At 66.7% G+C, this 18,471-nt stretch carries 16 protein-coding genes; 13 read left to right on the top strand and 3 right to left on the bottom strand.

What is annotated here, in order from left to right; genetic code table 11:
- Positions 1-54 precede the first annotated feature (54 nt).
- The 5 genes from ACZK4H_RS17240 to ACZK4H_RS17220 all read left to right on the top strand — a co-directional run bounded on the left by ACZK4H_RS17240 (position 55) and on the right by ACZK4H_RS17220 (position 3,621).
- Entirely contained in the window at positions 55-420 is a 366-nt protein-coding gene (locus ACZK4H_RS17240) for a BlaI/MecI/CopY family transcriptional regulator (protein WP_010484077.1), read from the top strand.
- Positions 413-1,654, top strand: coding sequence for a M56 family metallopeptidase (locus tag ACZK4H_RS17235; RefSeq protein WP_099555171.1), 1,242 nt, complete (start codon positions 413-415; stop codon positions 1,652-1,654). Before ACZK4H_RS17240 ends, ACZK4H_RS17235 begins: the two co-directional genes overlap by 8 nt.
- On the top strand, positions 1,651-2,214 hold the full coding sequence (locus ACZK4H_RS17230) for a hypothetical protein (RefSeq protein WP_099555173.1): 564 nt from the start codon (positions 1,651-1,653) through the stop codon (positions 2,212-2,214). Before ACZK4H_RS17235 ends, ACZK4H_RS17230 begins: the two co-directional genes overlap by 4 nt.
- Before the next feature lie 80 nt (positions 2,215-2,294).
- Positions 2,295-3,173: a hypothetical protein gene (locus ACZK4H_RS17225; protein WP_099555175.1), complete on the top strand. Its 879-nt coding sequence runs from the start codon at positions 2,295-2,297 to the stop codon at positions 3,171-3,173.
- 43 nt (positions 3,174-3,216) lie between these two features.
- A complete protein-coding gene (locus ACZK4H_RS17220; RefSeq protein WP_143567728.1) occupies positions 3,217-3,621 on the top strand; it encodes a hypothetical protein in 405 nt (134 codons plus the stop codon).
- Between the two features lie 22 nt (positions 3,622-3,643).
- Here ACZK4H_RS17220 and ACZK4H_RS17215 read toward each other — a convergent pair whose 3' ends face one another.
- The 3 genes from ACZK4H_RS17215 to ACZK4H_RS17205 all read right to left on the bottom strand — a co-directional run bounded on the left by ACZK4H_RS17215 (position 3,644) and on the right by ACZK4H_RS17205 (position 6,449).
- Entirely contained in the window at positions 3,644-4,444 is an 801-nt protein-coding gene (locus ACZK4H_RS17215) for an MBL fold metallo-hydrolase (RefSeq protein ID WP_099555179.1), read from the bottom strand.
- 11 nt (positions 4,445-4,455) lie between these two features.
- Positions 4,456-5,262, bottom strand: a complete 807-nt coding sequence (locus ACZK4H_RS17210; protein WP_099555181.1) for a S1/P1 nuclease — start codon at positions 5,260-5,262, stop codon at positions 4,456-4,458.
- Positions 5,263-5,819: 557 nt separating this feature from the next.
- Positions 5,820-6,449: an OmpW/AlkL family protein gene (locus ACZK4H_RS17205; protein ID WP_099555183.1), complete on the bottom strand. Its 630-nt coding sequence runs from the start codon at positions 6,447-6,449 to the stop codon at positions 5,820-5,822.
- A gap of 192 nt (positions 6,450-6,641) precedes the next feature.
- Here ACZK4H_RS17205 and gap point away from each other — a divergent pair, with 192 nt between their 5' ends.
- The 8 genes from gap to ACZK4H_RS17165 all read left to right on the top strand — a co-directional run bounded on the left by gap (position 6,642) and on the right by ACZK4H_RS17165 (position 18,464).
- Complete coding sequence (gap, locus tag ACZK4H_RS17200; protein ID WP_099555186.1) at positions 6,642-7,646, top strand: type I glyceraldehyde-3-phosphate dehydrogenase; 1,005 nt, start codon at positions 6,642-6,644, stop codon at positions 7,644-7,646.
- Positions 7,647-7,771: 125 nt separating this feature from the next.
- Positions 7,772-10,450, top strand: coding sequence for a DUF2339 domain-containing protein (locus tag ACZK4H_RS17195; protein WP_099555187.1), 2,679 nt, complete (start codon positions 7,772-7,774; stop codon positions 10,448-10,450).
- Positions 10,447-11,823 (top strand): DUF3999 domain-containing protein, encoded by a 1,377-nt coding sequence (locus tag ACZK4H_RS17190; RefSeq protein WP_099555190.1) that lies wholly within the window; start codon positions 10,447-10,449, stop codon positions 11,821-11,823. Before ACZK4H_RS17195 ends, ACZK4H_RS17190 begins: the two co-directional genes overlap by 4 nt.
- Before the next feature lie 626 nt (positions 11,824-12,449).
- A complete protein-coding gene (locus ACZK4H_RS17185; RefSeq protein ID WP_099555135.1) occupies positions 12,450-13,625 on the top strand; it encodes a phosphoglycerate kinase in 1,176 nt (391 codons plus the stop codon).
- On the top strand, positions 13,622-14,275 hold the full coding sequence (locus ACZK4H_RS17180; protein WP_099555133.1) for an HAD hydrolase-like protein: 654 nt from the start codon (positions 13,622-13,624) through the stop codon (positions 14,273-14,275). Before ACZK4H_RS17185 ends, ACZK4H_RS17180 begins: the two co-directional genes overlap by 4 nt.
- 215 nt (positions 14,276-14,490) lie before the next feature.
- Complete coding sequence (gene pyk, locus ACZK4H_RS17175; RefSeq protein ID WP_099555131.1) at positions 14,491-15,957, top strand: pyruvate kinase; 1,467 nt, start codon at positions 14,491-14,493, stop codon at positions 15,955-15,957.
- Between the two features lie 227 nt (positions 15,958-16,184).
- On the top strand, positions 16,185-17,189 hold the full coding sequence (locus ACZK4H_RS17170; protein ID WP_005410832.1) for a class I fructose-bisphosphate aldolase: 1,005 nt from the start codon (positions 16,185-16,187) through the stop codon (positions 17,187-17,189).
- Between the two features lie 129 nt (positions 17,190-17,318).
- Entirely contained in the window at positions 17,319-18,464 is a 1,146-nt protein-coding gene (locus tag ACZK4H_RS17165; protein ID WP_099555129.1) for an iron-sulfur cluster assembly protein, read from the top strand.
- Positions 18,465-18,471: the final 7 nt, after the last annotated feature.

Here is an 18,471-nt window from a genome sequence, read left to right as displayed (position 1 = left end):
TGACAGACAATTCGATTACGCGCGTAATCGGGTTGTCGATTACGGATGTAAACCATGACCCCGATCAGCGAAGCCGAAGCCGTTGTGATGGAGGTGCTGTGGCAGCAGGCACCACGTAGTGCCGATGACGTGGTGGCCGCGCTGGCCCATCGCGACTGGGCCGAGCCGACCATCAAGACCCTGCTCAACCGTCTGCTGACCAAGGGTGCGATTGCCGCCGAGCGCGATGGACGGCGCTACCTGTATCGGCCGCTGCTGCAGCGGCAGGCCTGGGTGGAGGCGCAGAGCCAGGACTTCATCGGCCGCGTCTTCGAGGGCCGCGTCGCGCCACTGGTGGCGCACTTCAGCGAGCGTGGGCAGCTGAGCGCGCAGGACATTGCCGAACTGAAGAAGCTGATCCAGGAGCTGGACCATGACTGAGCTGCTCGACGGACTCTGGCGGGCCAGCCTGTGGCTGGCGGTAGGCGTGCTGCTGCTGGCGGCGCTGCGACCGCTGCTGGTGAGCCTGGGCGGCGCCGGGCTGGCCTATCGCAGCTGGTGGCTGCTGCCGTTGCTGCTGGTGACCTTGCTGCTGCCATTGCCACAGGCTGCACTGTTGCAGCACGTGCCGACAGTGCCGCTGAAAGTGGTGCCGGGGGCGGTGGATGGACTGACCGGGCAGTCGCTGCCGTGGGCCCTGCTGTTGCTGTTGGCCTGGGCGCTGGGCACGGGCATCTGCCTGCTGCGCGACCTGCGTGCGCAGCGCCGTTTCGAACGCAGCATGGGCTCACTGCGTGCGCGTGCCGATGGCAGCTGGCAGGCCAGCGGTGATCCCGGGCTGCCGGCGCTGGTCGGCCTGTGGCGGCCGCGCATCATTGTCGGCCCGGCATTCGATCAGCAGTTCACCGCACAGGAGCAGAACCTGATCCTGCAGCACGAGCGCAGTCATCGCCGCCATGGCGATCACTGGGCCAACGGCGCGTTGCTGCTGGTCCGCGCGGTGTTCTGGTTCCACCCGCTGTTGCCGTGGGCCGCACGCCGCTTCCTGCGCGACCAGGAGCTGGCCTGCGATGCCCGCACCATCGGCCCGCAGCCTGCGCTGCGCGGCCTCTACGCCAGCACGCTGCTGAAGGCGCAGCTGGTTCACCCGGTTGCGCCAGCGGTCTGCCATTGGCGCAGCCAACCCGTGTTGAAGGAGCGTATCGCCATGTTGAAGCAGTCCAAGCGGAAGGCATTGCCGTGGGTGTCCGGGCAGGTGCTGGTGGTCGGGTTGTGCGTGGGCATGGGCGCAGTGGCGTGGGCCAGCCAGGGCGGTGCGGCCGGTGGCACCCGGATCGGTGTCGAGCCGTTCGAACATGCGCAGGAAGACGCGGCCAAGGCGGGGCTGGACCGTCCCATCCAGGTGGACAAGATGCCGCCACCGTCCTATCCGAAGTCCGCCTTCGAGCAGCGCCAGGTAGGCGTGGTCAATCTGCGTATCGAAGTGGACGCACAGGGCCATCCGACCGATGTGCAGGTGCTCAGTGCGACCAATCCAGGGGTGTTCGACGCCGTCTCGATTGCTGCGGCGCGCAGCTGGACCTATCGGCCGGCGATGAAGAACGGCAAGCCGGTGGCCGGTGCTGTACGCATTCCGATCACCTACGCCATGGATGACACCGAGGACGCGAAGTGAAATCCGCGCCGCTGCTGATGATGGCGGCGCTGCTGGTGGGGTGTGCAACCCAGGGTCGCCTGACCACCGTCGATACCCGCAGCGAGAATGTCGGTCACCAGCGCCTGCGGTCCGATGCGGGAGGAGGCGCCGGGCAGATCCAGCCCTACACGCTGGCCGCCAGTGAAGGCTACCGCATGCCACAGCTGCATACGGCACCGGACCCGGTCGTGGGCGAGCGCGATCCACGCACCTCGCTGCCGCCGACCACGGTCTGCCTGCAGGTGGTGGTGGATGCGCAGGGGAGCGTTGAGCGCAGCATGCCGCTGACCGACCGCAGCGAATGCAGTGCGGGTGGGGCGCCGGAGAATGCGCCCTTGCTGCAGGCCGCGCAGGAGGCGGTTGCGATGTGGAAGTACTCGTCCGCCGCTGTCTGCCACTTCGCACCGGGCCAGGTACCGGCTGATCGCGGCGACTGCCGCAGTGCCGAACGGGTCGAACCGGTGGCCGTCACCCTGCAGTACGCCTTCACCTTCGAGGTCGTGAAGGGCCAGCATGTGGTGCGCACGCAGGGGCGCTAGCGCCGGGCCATACCCGGCCAGGCAGACGCCGTCGCCCGCACAGGCGTACAGTGCGGGCGACACGGCAACGGGCGCTGGGGATGAAGATCTGGACAACCATGCTGGCCGGGCTTTCCTGCGTATCGGCCGGTTGCACACCGCATGGGCGGGACAACCACGACCTGGACGCGTATCGAAATGGTCCACCGGCCTGCTCGGCCAGCGGCTACCTGGCAGCGCTGGCCGAGCCTGCTCGCTTGGCGTATCTGCGGGGGGCGCTGCAGGTCCGCCCGCGATCACCCTGCATCGCCGAACTGCTCGCCGCCCAGCCGCCGGCCTTCCTGAAGGTTGCACGGCAGGCGATCCTCGATGGGGGAGAGCGCAGTGATCTTCCGCTTCTGGTCGGCGCGGTGGCAATGAAGGTCGATCGCGGCGAAATCACCGCTGCACAGGTGGATGCGCTGCAGTTGCAGGTGGCCTGTACCGATTCCCCGGGAGCGCCGGTGCAATGCGTGGAACAGCTGCGGCACCTGCGGCAGGCCTTGCAGGAACTGGAAGACCCTTCCTCGCGTGTATTGACGCAGAAGTCGAAGGTATACCTGTCAGGCGCATCTGCCACCAGACGGGTGGAAGCCACGCTTGCCATGCGCACGGCCGACGCACCGGCCGCAAGCGGTGTTGTGTGCGGCGGGACCACCTCGCCATGCCGTGAGGTCACGCATCTGGAACTGCGCGTGGATGGCCGGCCGGTTCCCGTGGCGTACTCGGTGTACCGCGATCTCTTCGATCTGCACCGCGGAACCCTGAAGGCAGATGCGGGCGGCGGTGTGTTGGACCTGCAGGGCGGCGACGCGTCGGAGAGCTACACCGCGCGTATCCGCTTCGATGCGCAGCGCGTGCTGTCACGGCAGGTGTACGCGGGCACGGCGCAGGATGACCTGCTGCAGGAAACCGTCTATTGCGAGGTGATCTACGAATGATCAGAGCGTTCGTTACCATCATCCTGGCGTACCTCGGGCGCACATGACGCCTCGCCTGGCCATGGAGCGAGACCAGGGCGCCGATATGGTGGTTATCGCAACCCGGTTCATCGCCATCCACGACGCGCGTGCTGACACAGCGCGCAATGCAGACGAACCCTTCATCGAAGACCGTGTGATCCCTGCCGTACACGCGATGGTGGAACGCGATGGTGGTCGATTGACGCGGGCGCAGCTGCAGGCACTGATCGATTGCATGATCGTGGCCGATGGCATGGCCAGTGAAGAAGTCAGCGAGATGGCTGCGACGCTTTACCGCAAGCAGGGGCCTGCAGTGTGCCCCTTGCTGAAGAACACGCTGGGAACCCGGCGCAGCGTCGTCATTGCGCGCATTCGCAGTGGCATTGCACCCACTGCAGCACGGAACAGCCCTGCAGTGTGCGGGTGATGTCCGGCTCCGGGGCGAAGGCTCACGCCCCGCCCTGGATGTTGGCCTTCACTGCGGGCTGCATCAGCGCCGGTTCGGCCAGCGTGGCATCGCGCGCCTGGCGCACGCTGACGAACTCCGCCTCGGCCACGCCGTCATGTACGTGGATGTTGTGCGCGCGCTGTTTGCCGATGGTGGTTTCGTTGGCGAAATCACGACCGCCCGGACCGTAGTCGTGGCAGACGAACACGCGGGTCGCATCGGGCAGGGCCAGCAGGCGCTGGATCGAGCGATACAGTTGCGCGGCATCACCACCCGGGAAGTCGCAGCGGGCGGTGCCGCCGTCGGGCATGAACAGCGAGTCGCCGGTGAACAGCGCATCGCCGATCAGGTAGGCGACGCTGTCGCTGGTATGGCCGGGCACGGCGATCACCCGGCCATCCAGTCCACCAAGGGCGAAGGTTTCGCCATCGCTGAACAGGTGGTCGAAGATTTCATCCGCAGCAGGAAGCTGCAGGCCATAGCGCGGTGCAAACGTTGCCTGTACTGCTCGGATGCCTTCGCCGATGGCCAGCGTGGCCTGCGGGAAGCGCTGCTTGAGCCGACGCCCGGCCGACACATGGTCGGCATGGGCGTGGGTTTCCAGCAGCCAGCGCAGCTGCAGGCCCTGTTGTTCGATGGCCTGCAACGCGGCATGCAGCGGCGATTCACTGCTGGCGTCGGTATCCGGGTCGTAGTCCAGCACCGGGTCGATCAGCGCTGCCTCGCCGCTGGCCGGGTCGCTGACCAGATAGCTGAAGGTGTTGCTGTCACGGTGGAAGAACGACTGCACCTGGACTGACATTGGAACGCTCCTCAGCGCGTGCCGAGCACGCGGTTCAGCAACTGCGCCAGGTTTTCACCGGCCAGTCGCAGCTGCGCTTCGGCCAGCGGCCGATAGCGCTCGGTGTATTCATCACCGATCTTACGCGAGGCCGGATAAACGCCAGCCTGCATGGAAATGCGGCAGCTGGCCTCGGCCCACGTCTGCGGGTTGGACTGGCGCGCCAGCTTCGGCGCGCGCTGGCTCTGCAGCAGTGGCAGATAGCCGGCGTCGTCCAGTTTGCGGGTATTGAGCATGCCGCTGTCCCACAGCGAGTGCAGGTTGGTACCACGGTTGCCGAACTGCAGCTGGAAATCGTTGCCGCCCTTGTCGTGGGCATAGCCGGCATGCATCGGCTGGTGGATGTCGCCCACCAGGTGCACGACGAACTTCAGCGCCTGCAGGCGCTCGCCGTCGGTCAGGCTGCGGTCGCCGAGGATGGCGCTCTGTGCCTTCAGGGCCTCGACGATGCAGTTGCCGTTCCTGCAGTGCTTCGGTGCTTCGTAATGGCAGTTGTCTTCGGCGATGTTGACGTAGTGCCAGCCGGCCGAACGACGGCCGAGGCCCGGGTCCTTGGCACGCAGCTGGTCGGCCCACGGCGCGATGCTGGCCAGGGTGGCGTCCGGTTCGGTGGCCAGCAGGCGGTCCACTTCGGCACGGGCAGTGGGGTTGAGGCGGGCGTCGGCGACCTCGGCGACAAGGCGGTGGCCTTGCGCGCCCCAGGCGTGGGCGGGGACGGAGACGGACAGCAGGGCCGGCGCCAGGGCGGCGGCGAGGAACAGGGAGTGCAGGGCTTTCATGCACACATTCTAGCGGGGTAGGTGGATTGAAGAGCGGCGCGTTCCTGTTCCGAAGTGGGAGCGCAGTGGGAGGGGCGGCGGGACACGCCGTGAATCCGTCCCTGGAGGCTCGATGGCGCCATCCATGGCGCCAACGGTCCCGCCGCCCCTCCCACTGCGTTCCCCTCCAAACATGGCCGCGGAGACGGATGCAAACGTCAAAGGCAAGATCAAAAACAAATGCAGGATCAATGTCTGCATCCTGCAATTGCAGGCAACCTTTACGCTTCGGATGTACAGGTTCTGCTCTTGCCTCTGCTTGAGCTGGCACGCGCGCGCAGATAGGAAGGGTGGAGAGGGTGAGGTGATCGGGACCGTTCGCCGCATGGATGCGGCGATCGAGCCTACAGGGACGTATTTACGGCGTGTCCCGATCACCTCACCCTCTCCGCCCAATTCCAGAAGCCGGTGCTTCTCGCACAAAAAAAAAGCCCCGGCAATCACCGGGGCAACATGCTGCGAGGGTGTTGCGTGTAGCGGGGGAGCGGGGGCGAAGCCCCCGCGCTCAACACACCGCTTTAGAACTTGAAGACGTACGAAGCACCGTAGACCAGCGGATCGATGTTGACCGTGCCGATCTTCTCGCCGTTCAACTTCACCTTGCTGTCGATGTCGATCCAGCGCATGTCCACGCGCAGGGCGCCCTTCTCGCCGATCGCGAAGTCGATGCCCGCATGCGCGGCCAGGCCCCACGAGTCCTGCAGCTTCAGCTTGCTGCCGGCCAGCGCACCGGTGGTGTCTTCGCTGAAGAAGGTCGTGTAGTTCACGCCGGCGCCGACGAACGGCGAGACCTTGCCCTTGCTGTTGAAGTGGTACTGCAGGGTCACCACCGGCGGCAGCTGCTTGGTGCTGCCCACGCGGCCCAGGCCGTTGATGTTGATGTCGTGCTTGAACGGCAGCGCGGCCAGCACTTCAATGCCCAGGTTGTCGGCGATGAAGTACTCGCCGGTGATGGTCGGCTTGACGTCATTGTCGACGTCGACCTTCAGGGTGTGGCCCGCCAGCCAGCCGTTGTTCGACTTCGGCGCCACCTGGTGGATGCCGGCCGAGACGGTCCAGTCGCCCTTGGACTGGGCCATGGCCGGGGCGGCGGCGAGGGACAGGGCGGCGGCCAGGCCGGCCACGATCAGGGGGGAGGTCTTGCGCATGGGGGTGATCTCATTGCTGGGTGGATGGCGACAGTCTCGACCTCACGCCGCGCTAACGCTTTGATCCGGATCAAATCCTGTCCGCCGGCCCTCTGGCTGGGGGGCTGGCCCACGGTGGCCAGCCCCGGTTTGCTAGACTTGTGGGCCCTATCCATCCCGCCGCACCCGTCGCGGCCGCAGGAGCTTGAGAACATGGCAATCAAGGTTGGTATCAACGGTTTCGGTCGCATCGGGCGTAACGTCCTGCGCTCGGCGGTGCTGAACTTCGGCGACGACATCGAAATCGTGGCCATCAACGATCTGCTGGAGCCGGACTACCTGGCGTACATGCTCAAGTACGACTCCGTGCACGGTCGCTTCAAGGCCGACGTGGCGGTGCAGGGCAACGACCTGCTGGTCAACGGCAAGAAGATCCGCCTGACCCAGGAACGCGACCCGGCCAACCTGAAGTGGGACGAAGTCGGTGTCGACGTGGTGCTGGAAGCCACCGGCCTGTTCCTGACCAAGGAAACCGCGCAGAAGCACATCGATGCCGGCGCCAAGAAGGTCATCATGTCGGCCCCGTCGAAGGACGACACGCCGATGTTCGTGTACGGCGTGAACGACAAGACCTACGCCGGCCAGGCGATCATCTCCAACGCCTCGTGCACCACCAACTGCCTGGCTCCGCTGGCCAAGGTCATCAATGACAAGTGGGGCATCAAGCGCGGCCTGATGACCACCGTGCATGCGGCCACCGCCACCCAGAAGACCGTCGATGGCCCGTCCAACAAGGACTGGCGCGGTGGCCGCGGCATCCTGGAAAACATCATTCCGTCGTCCACCGGTGCGGCCAAGGCCGTCGGCGTGGTCATTCCGGAACTGAACAAGAAGCTGACCGGCATGAGCTTCCGCGTCCCGACCTCGGACGTGTCGGTGGTCGACCTGACCGTCGAGCTTGAAAAGGAAGCCACCTACGCCGAGATCTGCGCCGAAGTGAAGGCACAGAGCGAAGGCCCGCTGAAGGGCATCCTGGGCTACACCGAAGACAAGGTGGTGGCCACCGATTTCCGCGGCGAGACCTGCACTTCGGTGTTCGATGCCGACGCCGGCATCGCCCTGGACGGCACCTTCGTCAAGCTGGTGACCTGGTACGACAACGAGTGGGGCTACTCGAACAAGTGCCTGGAAATGGCCAAGGTCATCGCCGCCAAGTAAGGCTGGCGAAGATCGCACACGGACCCCGGCCTGGCCGGGGTTCGTCGTTTATGGGGCCAGCCCTGTCGTAGCATGGGGCGGTCGACCGCTGCCGCTGGGGCGCGGGATTGCAATGGAAGCATGCAATGGAAGCATTGATAGCCCTGGTGGTACTGGTCCTGCTGGCCATCCCGCTGCTGCTGGTGGTGGCGCTGGTGATGATCGCCGGCCTGCGCCGTCGTGTGGCCGCGCTGGAAAGCACGCTGGCGGCCGCACCTGTCTCCCGGCCGGCCACTGTGGACACCGCCACCGAAGCGGCGCCTGCTCGGCCAGTGGTGACACCTTCGGCCAGCGCCGATCCTCCGTTCCTGCGGCCGGTCGCGGCGGCGACACCACAACCGCCGCAGCCGCCGCAGCCGTCAGTGCCTGAAGCCCCGCCTGCCGAGACGCCTGCGCCCCGTCCGGTCACGCCGCCGCCGGTACCGTTGGCGCCACCGCTGCCGGCCGAACCGGCGCCGCCAAACGTGATCGAACGCGGCATCGGTGCGGTCAAGCGCTGGTTCACCGAGGGCAACGTGCCGGTCAAGATCGGCATGCTGGTGCTGCTGGCCGGTGTTGCCGCGCTGCTGAAGTACGTCAGTGACCAGGGCTGGCTGGTGCTGCCGATCGAGCTGCGCCTGGCCGGGGTCACCGTGGGCGCGCTGGGCCTGCTGGCCTTCGGCTGGCACCAGCGCGAACGCAGGCGCATGTTCGCGCTTGCGCTGCAGGGCGGTGCCATCGGCGTGCTGCTGCTGACCATCTTCGCCGCCTTCAAGCGATTCGAGCTGGTCACCCCGGGCTTTGCCTTCGTCAGCTCGATCGCGCTGGTGGCAGGCCTGTGCGTGCTGGCGGTGGTACAGAACTCGCGCACCCTGGCGGTGCTGGGCATCCTGGCCGGCTTCATGGCGCCGTTGTGGCTGTCCACCGGCAGCGGCAACCACGTGGGGTTGTTCAGCTACTACGCGGTCCTCAACGCCGGCATCTTCACCATCGCCTGGTTCCGCCCGTGGCGCGCGCTGAACCTGCTGGGTTTCGCCTTCACGTTCGGCATCGGTACGTTCTGGGGCGTGCTGCAGTACGCCCCGGACAAATTCAGCAGTACCGAGCCGTTCCTGCTGTTGTTCTTCGCTTTCTACCTGCTGATCCCGCTGCTGTACGCACGCCGGCAGCCGGCCGGCCGCCGCGACCTGGTCGATGGCAGCCTGGTGTTCGGTACGCCGCTGGTCGCGTTCTCGCTGCAGGCCGGCATGCTGCATGAGCAGCCGATGACGCTGGCCCTGTGTGCGCTGGGCCTGGCCGCGATCTACGCGGTGCTGGCGTGGGCGTTGATCCGACGTGCGTCGTACACCGTGCTGGCGCAGTCGCACGCGGTGCTGGCGGTGGGCTTTGCCACGCTGGCGGTGCCGCTGGCCCTGTCGGCACGCGCCACCGGCGCGGTGTTCGCGCTGGAAGGTGCCGGCCTGGCCTGGTTGGGCCTGCGCCAGAAGCGCTGGCTGCCGCAGGTGTCTGGCGCGTTGCTGCAGATGGGCGCCGCGTTCGCCTTCGTTGCCGGCGCCGATCATTGGCTTGAAGATGCCCGCTTCCTGCTCAACCCGACCGCCATCGGCGCGCTGCTGCTGGCGCTGGCAGGTTTCGCCTCCGCCTGGAGCTACCAGCGCCGGCCGCGCCATGAGGTCGCACTGGTCTACTACCTGTGGGGCCTGCTGTGGTGGCTGGGCGGCCTGGTGCACGAGATCACCCGCTTCTTCCCGTACCGCATCGAAGTGGACGCGCTGCTGGTACTGGCTGCGGTCACCGCGTGGCTGGCCGCCGAAATGCAGCGCCACCAGCCAGCGCGTGCACTGGGCGTGACCGCGCTGGCGATGCTGGCGCTGGGCTTCCCGCTGGCGCTGATGCAGAGCGACGCGCACCACCAGCCGTTTGCCGGCTACGGTGCGTTGGCCTGGGCGGTGTTCGCCGTGCTGGGTGTGCGCACGCTGCTGTGCCTGCGCCAGGGCGGTGACAGCGTGGCGCGCATCGCGCAGTTCCTGTGGTGGCTGTTGTGGCCGTCCCTGCTTTCGCTGCTGGCCCTCTGGGGCGGTGGCGAGGCCGGTCTGGCGCAGGGGTGGACGCTGCTGCTGGTCACATTGCCGTGGCTGCTGCTGGCGTCGCTGTCGCTGTGGCGCTGGAGTGCGCTGCGCTGGCCGCTGGGTGAAGCGTTCGACCGCGTGCGCACGCCGCTGCAGTGCGTGCTGTTCGGCCTGCTGTCGATCGGCTGGCTGCTGGGCCAGCTGTTGCCGGGCGATGCTTCCCCGCTGCTGTGGCTGCCGGTGCTGAACCCGGCCGAGCTTGGACAGTGGCTGAGCCTGTTGCTGCTCGCGCGCTGGCTGTACAGCGACCAGGCGCCGAAGGCACTGTTGGGTATCCGCATGCCACTGCTGTCACTGGCAACGTTCGTTGCGTTGACCAGCGTGGTGCTGCATGGCGTGCATCAGTGGGGCGGCCTGTCGTGGAACGCATCGATGATGCGCTTCAGCCTGGCGCAGACCAGCCTGACCGTGCTGTGGAGCGTGCTCGGCGTGATCGCCTGGGTCTGGGGTTCGCGCCGTGGCCAGCGCGTGTTGTGGATGGTCGGTGCCGTGCTGATGGGCGTGGTGCTGGCCAAACTGGTCATTGTCGATCGCCAGCACCTGGGCAACCTGCTGGGAATCGCATCGTTCATCGCCTACGGCCTGTTGTGCACCGTCGTGGGTTATCTGGCACCGGCACCGCCCAGCGCGGCGCCGAGCGTGGAGGAAAAGCAATGAAGACGTGGAGCAGGGCCATGCTGCCGGCGATGTTCGGCTTGCTGGCCGCCGTCGCGGCGCAGGCCGCCGATTACCGCACGCAGTACGCCGAACAGTGGCCGCTGACGTTGTCCAGCGCGCAGTCCGGTGCCTATCGCGTCGTGCTGGAGCCGGCGATCTACCGTCGCGCCGGTACCGCGGACCTGAGCGATCTGCAGGTGTTCAACGCGGCTGGCCAATCGTTGCCGTCTGCACTGCTGGCGCCCGATCAACCGCTGGCGCAGCCGCCGGTACAGCGTGAACTGCCCTGGTTCGCACTGCCGCCGCTGGCCGAAGCACAGCGCAACGATCTGCAATTGCTGACCGAGCGCGATACCGATGGCCGCGTGCGTCGCGTCGAGGCACGCGTGAGTGGCGGTGCCGTGGCGAACGGGCAGGGAGGCTGGCTGATCGACGCCAGCGTGCTCGGCCAGCAGCCATTGGCGGCCCTGGTGCTGGATTGGGCCGACAGTGGCCAGCCGCTGCAGGCACAGGTGCAGCTGGATGCCAGCGACGACCTGCAGCACTGGCGTCCGATCGGGCGTGATATCCCGCTGGTCGACCTGCAGCGCGCTGGCAAGCGCCTGCTGCAGCGCCGCCTGCAGGTGGACGGCGAGGCCCGCTACCTGCGCGTGCTGGCGCAGGGCGATGCACGCCTGCCGACGCTGCGCAGCGTACTGGCCGAGTTGCCGCCGGCGCCGGCGACGCTGCCGTGGGAGTGGCTGTCGCTGGAGCCGACCTCGAAGGGCAAGGGCGAATACACCTTCGAGATGGATGGCCGTTTCCCGGTGGCCCGCGCGGATGTGGCCAGCACCGACAACAGCCTGGTGCAGTGGACGTTGTTCAGCCGCGACGACGAAAGTGCGGAGTGGCAGCGCCGCAGTGCGCCGTGGATTGCTTACCAGCTGCAGCAGGGCGCACAGGGCCCGCGGCAGCAGTCGGCTGCGCAGACACTGGGCGGCGTGCATCGCGACCGCTACTGGAAGTTGGTCGCGAACCCTGCCGAAACCGCGACTGCGCCGTCCCTGCGCCTGGGCTACCAGCCGGAAGTACTGGTGTTCCTGAGCCAGGGCGCGGCGCCCTATGCACTGGCGGTGGGCAGCAGCACTGCACGCAGGATGGAGGCGCCGATCGGTGTGCTGATCGAGGAGCTGCGCCAGCGCAATGACCCGTCATGGCAACCCACGCTGGCGCGCCTGGAAGGCAGCCCGGAGCCGCTGGCGGGAGACGTGGCACTGCAACCGCAGCGCGACTGGAAGGCGTGGTTGCTGTGGGCACTGCTGGGGCTGGGGGTGCTGGTGGTGGGTGGCCTGGCGGTCAGCCTGCTTCGGCAGAAGCCTGCGCCTTCGGCGTAGTTTCCGGCGAACGGCGGAGCCCCTCGTGGGTGGGGTTGGTCGTGTAAAGCAACAGCCGCGCTTGGCCGGGCGGGGTGGGTTAGCGGGGGACGCCGCAAGTACGTCCTTGTAGGCTTGGCAGCCGCATCCATGCGGCTGACACCCCCGCGAACCCACCCCACCCGGCCTCTGACGGTTTCCGTGTGCGTCCACCCACGGAAGAGAAAGAAGAAGAGCAAGAGCGGAAGCGGGTCGCTTCGCTCGACGGCCCTCGGGGTCAGATCCGTTTTCCGCAGGAAAACGGATCTGACCCCTTCTTTCTTCATCCGACACCACACACTGCTTGAGCCTTTGCCATCCGCTCTACCTCATGAACCTGTCGAGGCCGGGGCGGTGTGGGCTGGCAGGGGTGTGAGCCGCATGGATGCGGCGACCAAGCCTCCAGGGACGGATTCACGGCGTCCCCTGCCAGCCCACACCACCCCGGCCCATCCACAGCACCACGAAGCGTCAGCGCTTTGGCTTTGGCTGTTGCTGTTGCTCTGCGCCTCTGCCTGCCGCAGGCATCGGCCCTCCCTCCACCCGCACCCGATACAATGGCCGCCTGCCGCATCCCGGCATCCCGTCCCTGAGCCAAAGAGTTGCCCATGTCCATCGTCCGCATGACCGACCTCGACCTCTCCGGCAAGCGCGTGCTGATCCGCCAGGATCTGAACGTGCCGATCGAGAATGGCCGCATCACTTCCGAACAGCGCATCACCGCTTCGCTGCCGACGCTCAAGCGCGCGCTGGAGCAGGGCGCGGCGGTGATGGTCACCTCGCACCTGGGTCGCCCGAAGGAAGGCGTGTGGACCGAAGCCGACTCACTCGCACCGGTGGCGGCGCGCCTGTCCGAGCTGCTCGGCCGCGAGGTTCCGCTGGTGCGCGACTGGATCGACGGCGTCGACGTGCAGCCGGGCCAGCTGGTGCTGCTGGAAAACTGCCGCATGAACGTCGGCGAGGGCAAGGACGATGAGGCCCTGTCGAAGAAGTACGCCGCGCTGTGCGACGTGTTCGTGATGGATGCGTTTGGTACCGCGCATCGCGCCCAGGCCTCCACCCACGGCGTCATCCGCTTCGCCCCGGTGGCTGCCGGTGGCCCGCTGCTGATGGCCGAGCTGGATGCACTGGCACAGGCGCTGGACGCACCGGCCAAGCCGTTGCTGGCCATTGTTGCCGGCAGCAAGGTCAGCACCAAGCTGGAACTGCTGGCCAACCTGGTCGTCAAGGTCGATCAGCTGATCGTCGGTGGCGGCATCGCCAACACCTTCATCGCTGCCGCTGGCTACAACGTCGGCAAGTCGCTGTGCGAGCCGGATCTGCTGGACACCGCCAGGAAGATCGTGGCCGATGCCAAGGCGCGTGGCGCCGACATTCCACTGCCGGTGGACGTGGTCACCGCCAAGCAGTTCCTGCCCGACGCCGTCGCCGAAGTGAAGGCGGTCGATGCCGTTGCCGAAGACGATCTGATCCTGGATATCGGCCCGCAGACCGCCGCGCAGTACGCGCAGCTGATCGAGAAGGCCGGCACCGTGGTCTGGAACGGCCCGGTCGGTGTGTTCGAGTTCGAAGCCTTCAGCAAGGGCACCGAAGCACTGGCCCGTGCGATTGCCAGCTCGCCGGCCTTCTCCATCGCGGGCGGCGGCGACACTCTGGCGGCGGTCGACAAGTTCGATATCGCCAAGGACGTCAGCTACATCTCCACCGGTGGCGGCGCGTTCCTGGAGTTCCTGGAAGGCAAGACCCTGCCTGCAGTGGCGGCACTCGACGCGCGCGGCGCATGAGTGCCGGCCACGGCAAGGATGTCCTGTTCTTCGACCTGGACGGCACGCTGATCGATTCGCAGGTGGGCATTACCGCCTGCATCGCCTACGCGCTGCAGAAGATGGACCATCCGGTGCCGGCGCAGGAAACGCTGCTGGGCTGGATCGGTCCGTCGCTGCGCACCACCTTCGCGCCGCTGTTCGGTGAACCGGCGCGGGTGGAGCAGGCGGTGGGCTATTACCGCGAGCGCTTCGACGCCGAAGGTTGGCGCGAGCACACGGTGTACCCGCAGATTGAAGACACGCTGCGTACGCTGCATGGTCGTGGCCACCGCCTGGCGGTGGTCACTGCCAAGAACGAGCCGCACGCGCGCCGCATCCTCGCCCACCTGCCTTTTGGTGGATTGTTCGAGGAGATCGTCGGTTCGACCCTGGACGGTTCGCGCAGCCACAAGCCGGAACTGGTCGGGGAGGCGCTGCGCCGCCTGCAGGTGCAGCCCGTGCAGTGCTGGATGATCGGCGACCGCCGCATGGACATCGAGGGCGCTCGCCACCATGGTCTGCGAAGCGTGGGCGTGCTGTGGGGCTTTGGTGGTGAAGCGGAACTCACTGAAGCCGGTGCGGGCCAGCTGGCACGCGAGCCGGCACAGCTGACGACGCTGTTGGCCTGACACACCTTTGACCGGTGGCGCCGGGCCATGCCCGGCGGCTTTGCCCAACGCCCGCCGGGCATGGCCCGGCGCTACCGGGGGGCCTGCGCCAGCGTATGTCCGGACCATGTCCGTTCCATGACCCGCGGAGTCAGGCAGCACAAGGCTGTAACCGTATACATGCGGCGTGAAGGATGTGCTAATTTCCGTTCTTTATCGGGAGAGGCCCATTCACCATGTTCGAGCGTCAGCGTCGCACCAAGATCCTTGCCACCCTCGGCCCGGCCACTGATCCGCCGGGCGTGCTGGAGGATCTGTTCCGCGCCGGCGTCAACGTGGTGCGCCTCAACTTCAGCCACGGTGACCCCTCCGGCCAGGCCAAACGTGCTGCCGAAGTGCGTGCCGCCGCCGCCCGCGTGGGTGTGGAAGTGGGCATCCTGGCCGACCTGCCAGGCCCGAAGATCCGCATCGAGCGCTTCGCCGAAGGCAAGGTGCAACTGAAGGCGGGCAACCGCTTCGACCTGATCGCCAGCACCAACGCCGGCCCGGGTGATGCCACCCAGGTCGGTGTCAGTTACCTCGGCCTGCCGCAGGACGTCGGCCCGGGTGATGTGCTGCTGCTCGACGATGGCCTGATGCAGCTGCAGGTGGTCGAGGTGCAGGGCGAACGCATCATCAACACCGTGCTCAACGACGGCGTACTGTCCGACCGCAAGGGCCTGAACAAGCAGGGCGGCGGCCTGTCGCTGGGCGCGCTGACCGAGCGTGACAAGGAGCTGATCGGCATCGTCGCCAAGATCGGCGTCGACTTCATCGCCGTGTCGTTCTGCCGCAACGCGCAGGACATGAACGACGCGCGTGATATCGCCCGCTCGCATGGCTGTGACGCTGCGCTGGTGTCGAAGATCGAGCGCACGGAGGCCATCGAGAACCTGGAAGAAATCGTCGAGGCCAGCGACGTGGTGATGGTGGCCCGTGGCGACCTCGGCGTGGAAATCGGCGATGCCGAACTGCCGGGCCTGCAGAAGAAGATCATCAAGGCCTCGCTGGCGCAGAACAAGGTGGTGATCACCGCCACGCAGATGCTGCAGTCGATGGTGGAAAGCCCGATCCCGACCCGTGCTGAAGTGCTGGACGTGGCCAACTCGGTCATCGATGGCACCGATGCGGTGATGCTGTCGGCCGAGACCGCTGCCGGTGCCTGGCCGGTCAAGGCCGTCGAAGCGATGGCGCGCATCTGCCTGGGGGCCGAGCGCCAGTTCCAGACCGAGACCGACTTCAACGCTTCGCCGCGCAACCTGGAACGTGCCGACCAGGCCATTGCCATGGCCACCATGTTCCTGTCCCAGCACGTGGGCGTGCGCGCGATCGTGGCGATGACCGAATCCGGTGGCACTGCGCGTTACCTGTCGCGTTTCCGTGCCAAGGCGCCGGTGTTCGCGGTCACCCGCCATGACGGCGCACGCCGGCAGATGGCGCTGATGCGCGATGTCTATCCGATCAATTTCGACAGCCGCGGCCTGACCCCGCGCGAAGCCGCGCGTGGCAGCATCCGCCTGCTGGTCGAAGCCGAATTGCTGCAGGCCGGCAACCGCGTCGTGTTCACCAGCGGCGAGCATATGGAAACCCTGGGCGCGACCAACACCCTGCGCCTGCTGGAAGTGGGCGACGACGGCCGCGCCATCGGCCTGGGCGATCTGTAAGCCTTGACGGTATCGGGTCGGCGCTGCCGATCCGGGGTCAGAGCCCCTGCAGGGATCTGACCCTCACGCCGGCCCAGAGGCAGATCCCCGCAGGGGCTCTGACCCCCAACGGCAGGACATTCTTTGTCCTGTGCAGACTTGGAATCGTTTCCATCCTGACCTCGACACCGGGGCAACGGGCAGCGGGGCTATACTTACGTTTTTCCCGCACCCGCCACAGGAAATACATGAGCATCGAACAGCTGGCCGAAACCGCCCAGGCCATGGTCGCCCCGGGCAAGGGCATCATCGCGATCGACGAATCCACCGCTACCATCGCCAAGCGTTTCGCCGGCGTCGGTATCGAGAACACCGAGGAGAACCGTCGTGCCTACCGCGAGCTGCTGCTGACCACGCCGAAGCTCAACGAGCACATTTCCGGCGCCATCCTGTACGACGAAACCATCCGCCAGTCGACCAGGGACGGCGTGCCGTTCGCCAAGTACATGGCCGACCACGGCATGATTCCGGGCATCAAGGTGGACAAGGGTGCGCACCCGCTGGCCGGCTGCCCGGGCGAACTGGTCACCGAAGGCCTGGACGGCCTGCGCGAGCGCCTGCAGGAGTACTACAAGCTGGGTGCGCGCTTCGCCAAGTGGCGTGCGGTCATCAACATCGGCGAGAGCATTCCGTCGGGCACCTGCATCGAGTCCAACGCTCACGCGCTGGCCCGTTATGCCGCCCTGTGCCAGGAATGCGGCCTGGTGCCGATGGTCGAGCCGGAAGTGATCATGGACGGCGACCACGACATCGAGACCTGCTACGAAGTCACCGAAGCCACCCTGCGTTCGCTGTTCGACGCGCTGTACCAGCAGAACGTGCTGCTGGAAGGCACCATCCTGAAGGCGTCGATGGTCATCTCCGGCAAGAACTGCGATGAGCAGGCCGACGTCGAGGAAGTGGCCGAGTCGACCGTGATGTGCCTGAAGAGCACCGTGCCGGCGATCCTGCCGGGCGTGGTGTTCCTGTCCGGTGGCCAGAGCGACGAACAGTCGACCGAGCACCTGAACGCGATGAACCAGCTGGGCAACCTGCCGTGGCCGCTGAGCTTCTCCTACGGCCGCGCCATGCAGCAGGCCGCGCTGAAGCTGTGGGCCAAGGACATGAAGGGCAACTACGCCGCTGCCCAGAAGACCGTGTACGAGCGCGCCAAGGACAACGGCCTGGCCGCGCTGGGCAAGTGGAACGGTTGATCCGTCCCATCGCTGGATGAACAGGGCAACGCCGGCATCACGCCGGCGTTTGCTTTTGCGGGTATCGTTTCCGGCCCCGCGCGCCCGGCCGGCACGCGGGAACTACATGGAAGGCCAAGGAGAAACAACATGCGTTTGGCAGCACTCACACTGACCGTAGCCGCGGTCCTGGTCGCCGGCGGTTGCAACCGCATCGGCAGCAGTGGTGACGCAGGCAAGGCCGCGTCGCTCGATTTCGACAAGCCGGTGTCCGGCGAGATCACCTCGCGCAGCGGCATCAACTTCAACGACGGCAGCCATCACCAGCTCTACCAGATCAAGCTGGAAGACAGGGAACTGGTTGGCCTGAAGCTGACCGGTGCCCTCAGCGGCTCGATCGCCGTGTTCAACAACGGCAGCCTTGTTTCCACCAGCAACACCGGTTACGAACGCGAAGGCGACGTCTCGCTGGCGTTCCGTGCCAATGGCGGCGGCACCTACCAGGTGGCGGTCAATGCCGATGGCCCGACCGCCTTTGGTCCGTATCGCCTGCGCGCCGAGAAGCTGAAACCCTACGACGGCAAGCCGTTGGCGGGCAGTGGCGAAATCGTGGACATGCTGGCCAGTGACTCGCAGGACTACACCCTGCAGGTGGACAAGGCCGGCCTGTACGAAATCCGCCTGGTGTCGGATGTCTTCGATCCGGTGCTGAAGCTGTCGGGCCAGGGCGTTGAAGCCGAGAACGACGATGGCAACGACAGCACCAACTCGCGGCTGACCCTGTCGCTGAAGCCGGGCAAGTACACCCTGACCGCGCGTGGCCTCGGCAGCGGCGTCAATGGCATGTTCACCCTGTCGGCCAACCGCATCGAACTGCCGGGGAATCTGGTCGAGCGCGATGGTACCGCCCTGCCGAAGTCGGGCAGCGTGTACACCATGCTGGACAACGACGGCCGTCGCCGCTTCCTGCTGACCCTGGATCGTCCCGCCGACGTGCGCCTGGATGCGATCTCCAGCCAGGTCGATACCGTGCTGCGCGTGGTCGGCGGGGATGTCGAGCTGACCAACGACGACGGTGGCAATGGCACCAATGCGCGGCTGGAAGAAACGCTGCCGGCCGGCCACTACACCGTCGACGTGTCCGGCCTGAACAATGGCGCAGGCATGGTGGAAGTGCGCGTGCAGGTTGAGGGCGCCAGTGCCGACGGTGCTGCCGCGTCGGCTGCACGCGCCGCAGCCGACGCGGCAGCCGCCGTGGCCGATGACGCTGCTGCGGTGGAAGCTGCCAGTCGTTGAGTGTGAT

The organism is Stenotrophomonas sp. 78350_Sma (genome assembly GCF_056482105.1).
This window is presented reverse-complemented; position numbering and strand designations above follow the sequence as displayed.

What these genes read in the sequence shown, in the direction of transcription:
- ACZK4H_RS17220 (WP_143567728.1), top strand. Translation starts at nt 3,217, where the DNA reads ATGACGCCTCGCCTGGCCATGGAGCGAGACCAGGGCGCCGATATGGTG.
- ACZK4H_RS17225 (WP_099555175.1), top strand. Translation starts at nt 2,295, where the DNA reads ATGAAGATCTGGACAACCATGCTGGCCGGGCTTTCCTGCGTATCGGCC.
- ACZK4H_RS17165 (WP_099555129.1), top strand. Translation starts at nt 17,319, where the DNA reads ATGCGTTTGGCAGCACTCACACTGACCGTAGCCGCGGTCCTGGTCGCC.
- ACZK4H_RS17170 (WP_005410832.1), top strand. Translation starts at nt 16,185, where the DNA reads ATGAGCATCGAACAGCTGGCCGAAACCGCCCAGGCCATGGTCGCCCCG.
- ACZK4H_RS17205 (WP_099555183.1), bottom strand. Translation starts at nt 6,449, where the DNA reads ATGCGCAAGACCTCCCCCCTGATCGTGGCCGGCCTGGCCGCCGCCCTG.
- ACZK4H_RS17180 (WP_099555133.1), top strand. Translation starts at nt 13,622, where the DNA reads ATGAGTGCCGGCCACGGCAAGGATGTCCTGTTCTTCGACCTGGACGGC.
- ACZK4H_RS17210 (WP_099555181.1), bottom strand. Translation starts at nt 5,262, where the DNA reads ATGAAAGCCCTGCACTCCCTGTTCCTCGCCGCCGCCCTGGCGCCGGCC.
- pyk (WP_099555131.1), top strand. Translation starts at nt 14,491, where the DNA reads ATGTTCGAGCGTCAGCGTCGCACCAAGATCCTTGCCACCCTCGGCCCG.
- ACZK4H_RS17190 (WP_099555190.1), top strand. Translation starts at nt 10,447, where the DNA reads ATGAAGACGTGGAGCAGGGCCATGCTGCCGGCGATGTTCGGCTTGCTG.
- ACZK4H_RS17235 (WP_099555171.1), top strand. Translation starts at nt 413, where the DNA reads ATGACTGAGCTGCTCGACGGACTCTGGCGGGCCAGCCTGTGGCTGGCG.
- gap (WP_099555186.1), top strand. Translation starts at nt 6,642, where the DNA reads ATGGCAATCAAGGTTGGTATCAACGGTTTCGGTCGCATCGGGCGTAAC.
- ACZK4H_RS17185 (WP_099555135.1), top strand. Translation starts at nt 12,450, where the DNA reads ATGTCCATCGTCCGCATGACCGACCTCGACCTCTCCGGCAAGCGCGTG.
- ACZK4H_RS17240 (WP_010484077.1), top strand. Translation starts at nt 55, where the DNA reads ATGACCCCGATCAGCGAAGCCGAAGCCGTTGTGATGGAGGTGCTGTGG.
- ACZK4H_RS17195 (WP_099555187.1), top strand. Translation starts at nt 7,772, where the DNA reads ATGGAAGCATTGATAGCCCTGGTGGTACTGGTCCTGCTGGCCATCCCG.
- ACZK4H_RS17215 (WP_099555179.1), bottom strand. Translation starts at nt 4,444, where the DNA reads ATGTCAGTCCAGGTGCAGTCGTTCTTCCACCGTGACAGCAACACCTTC.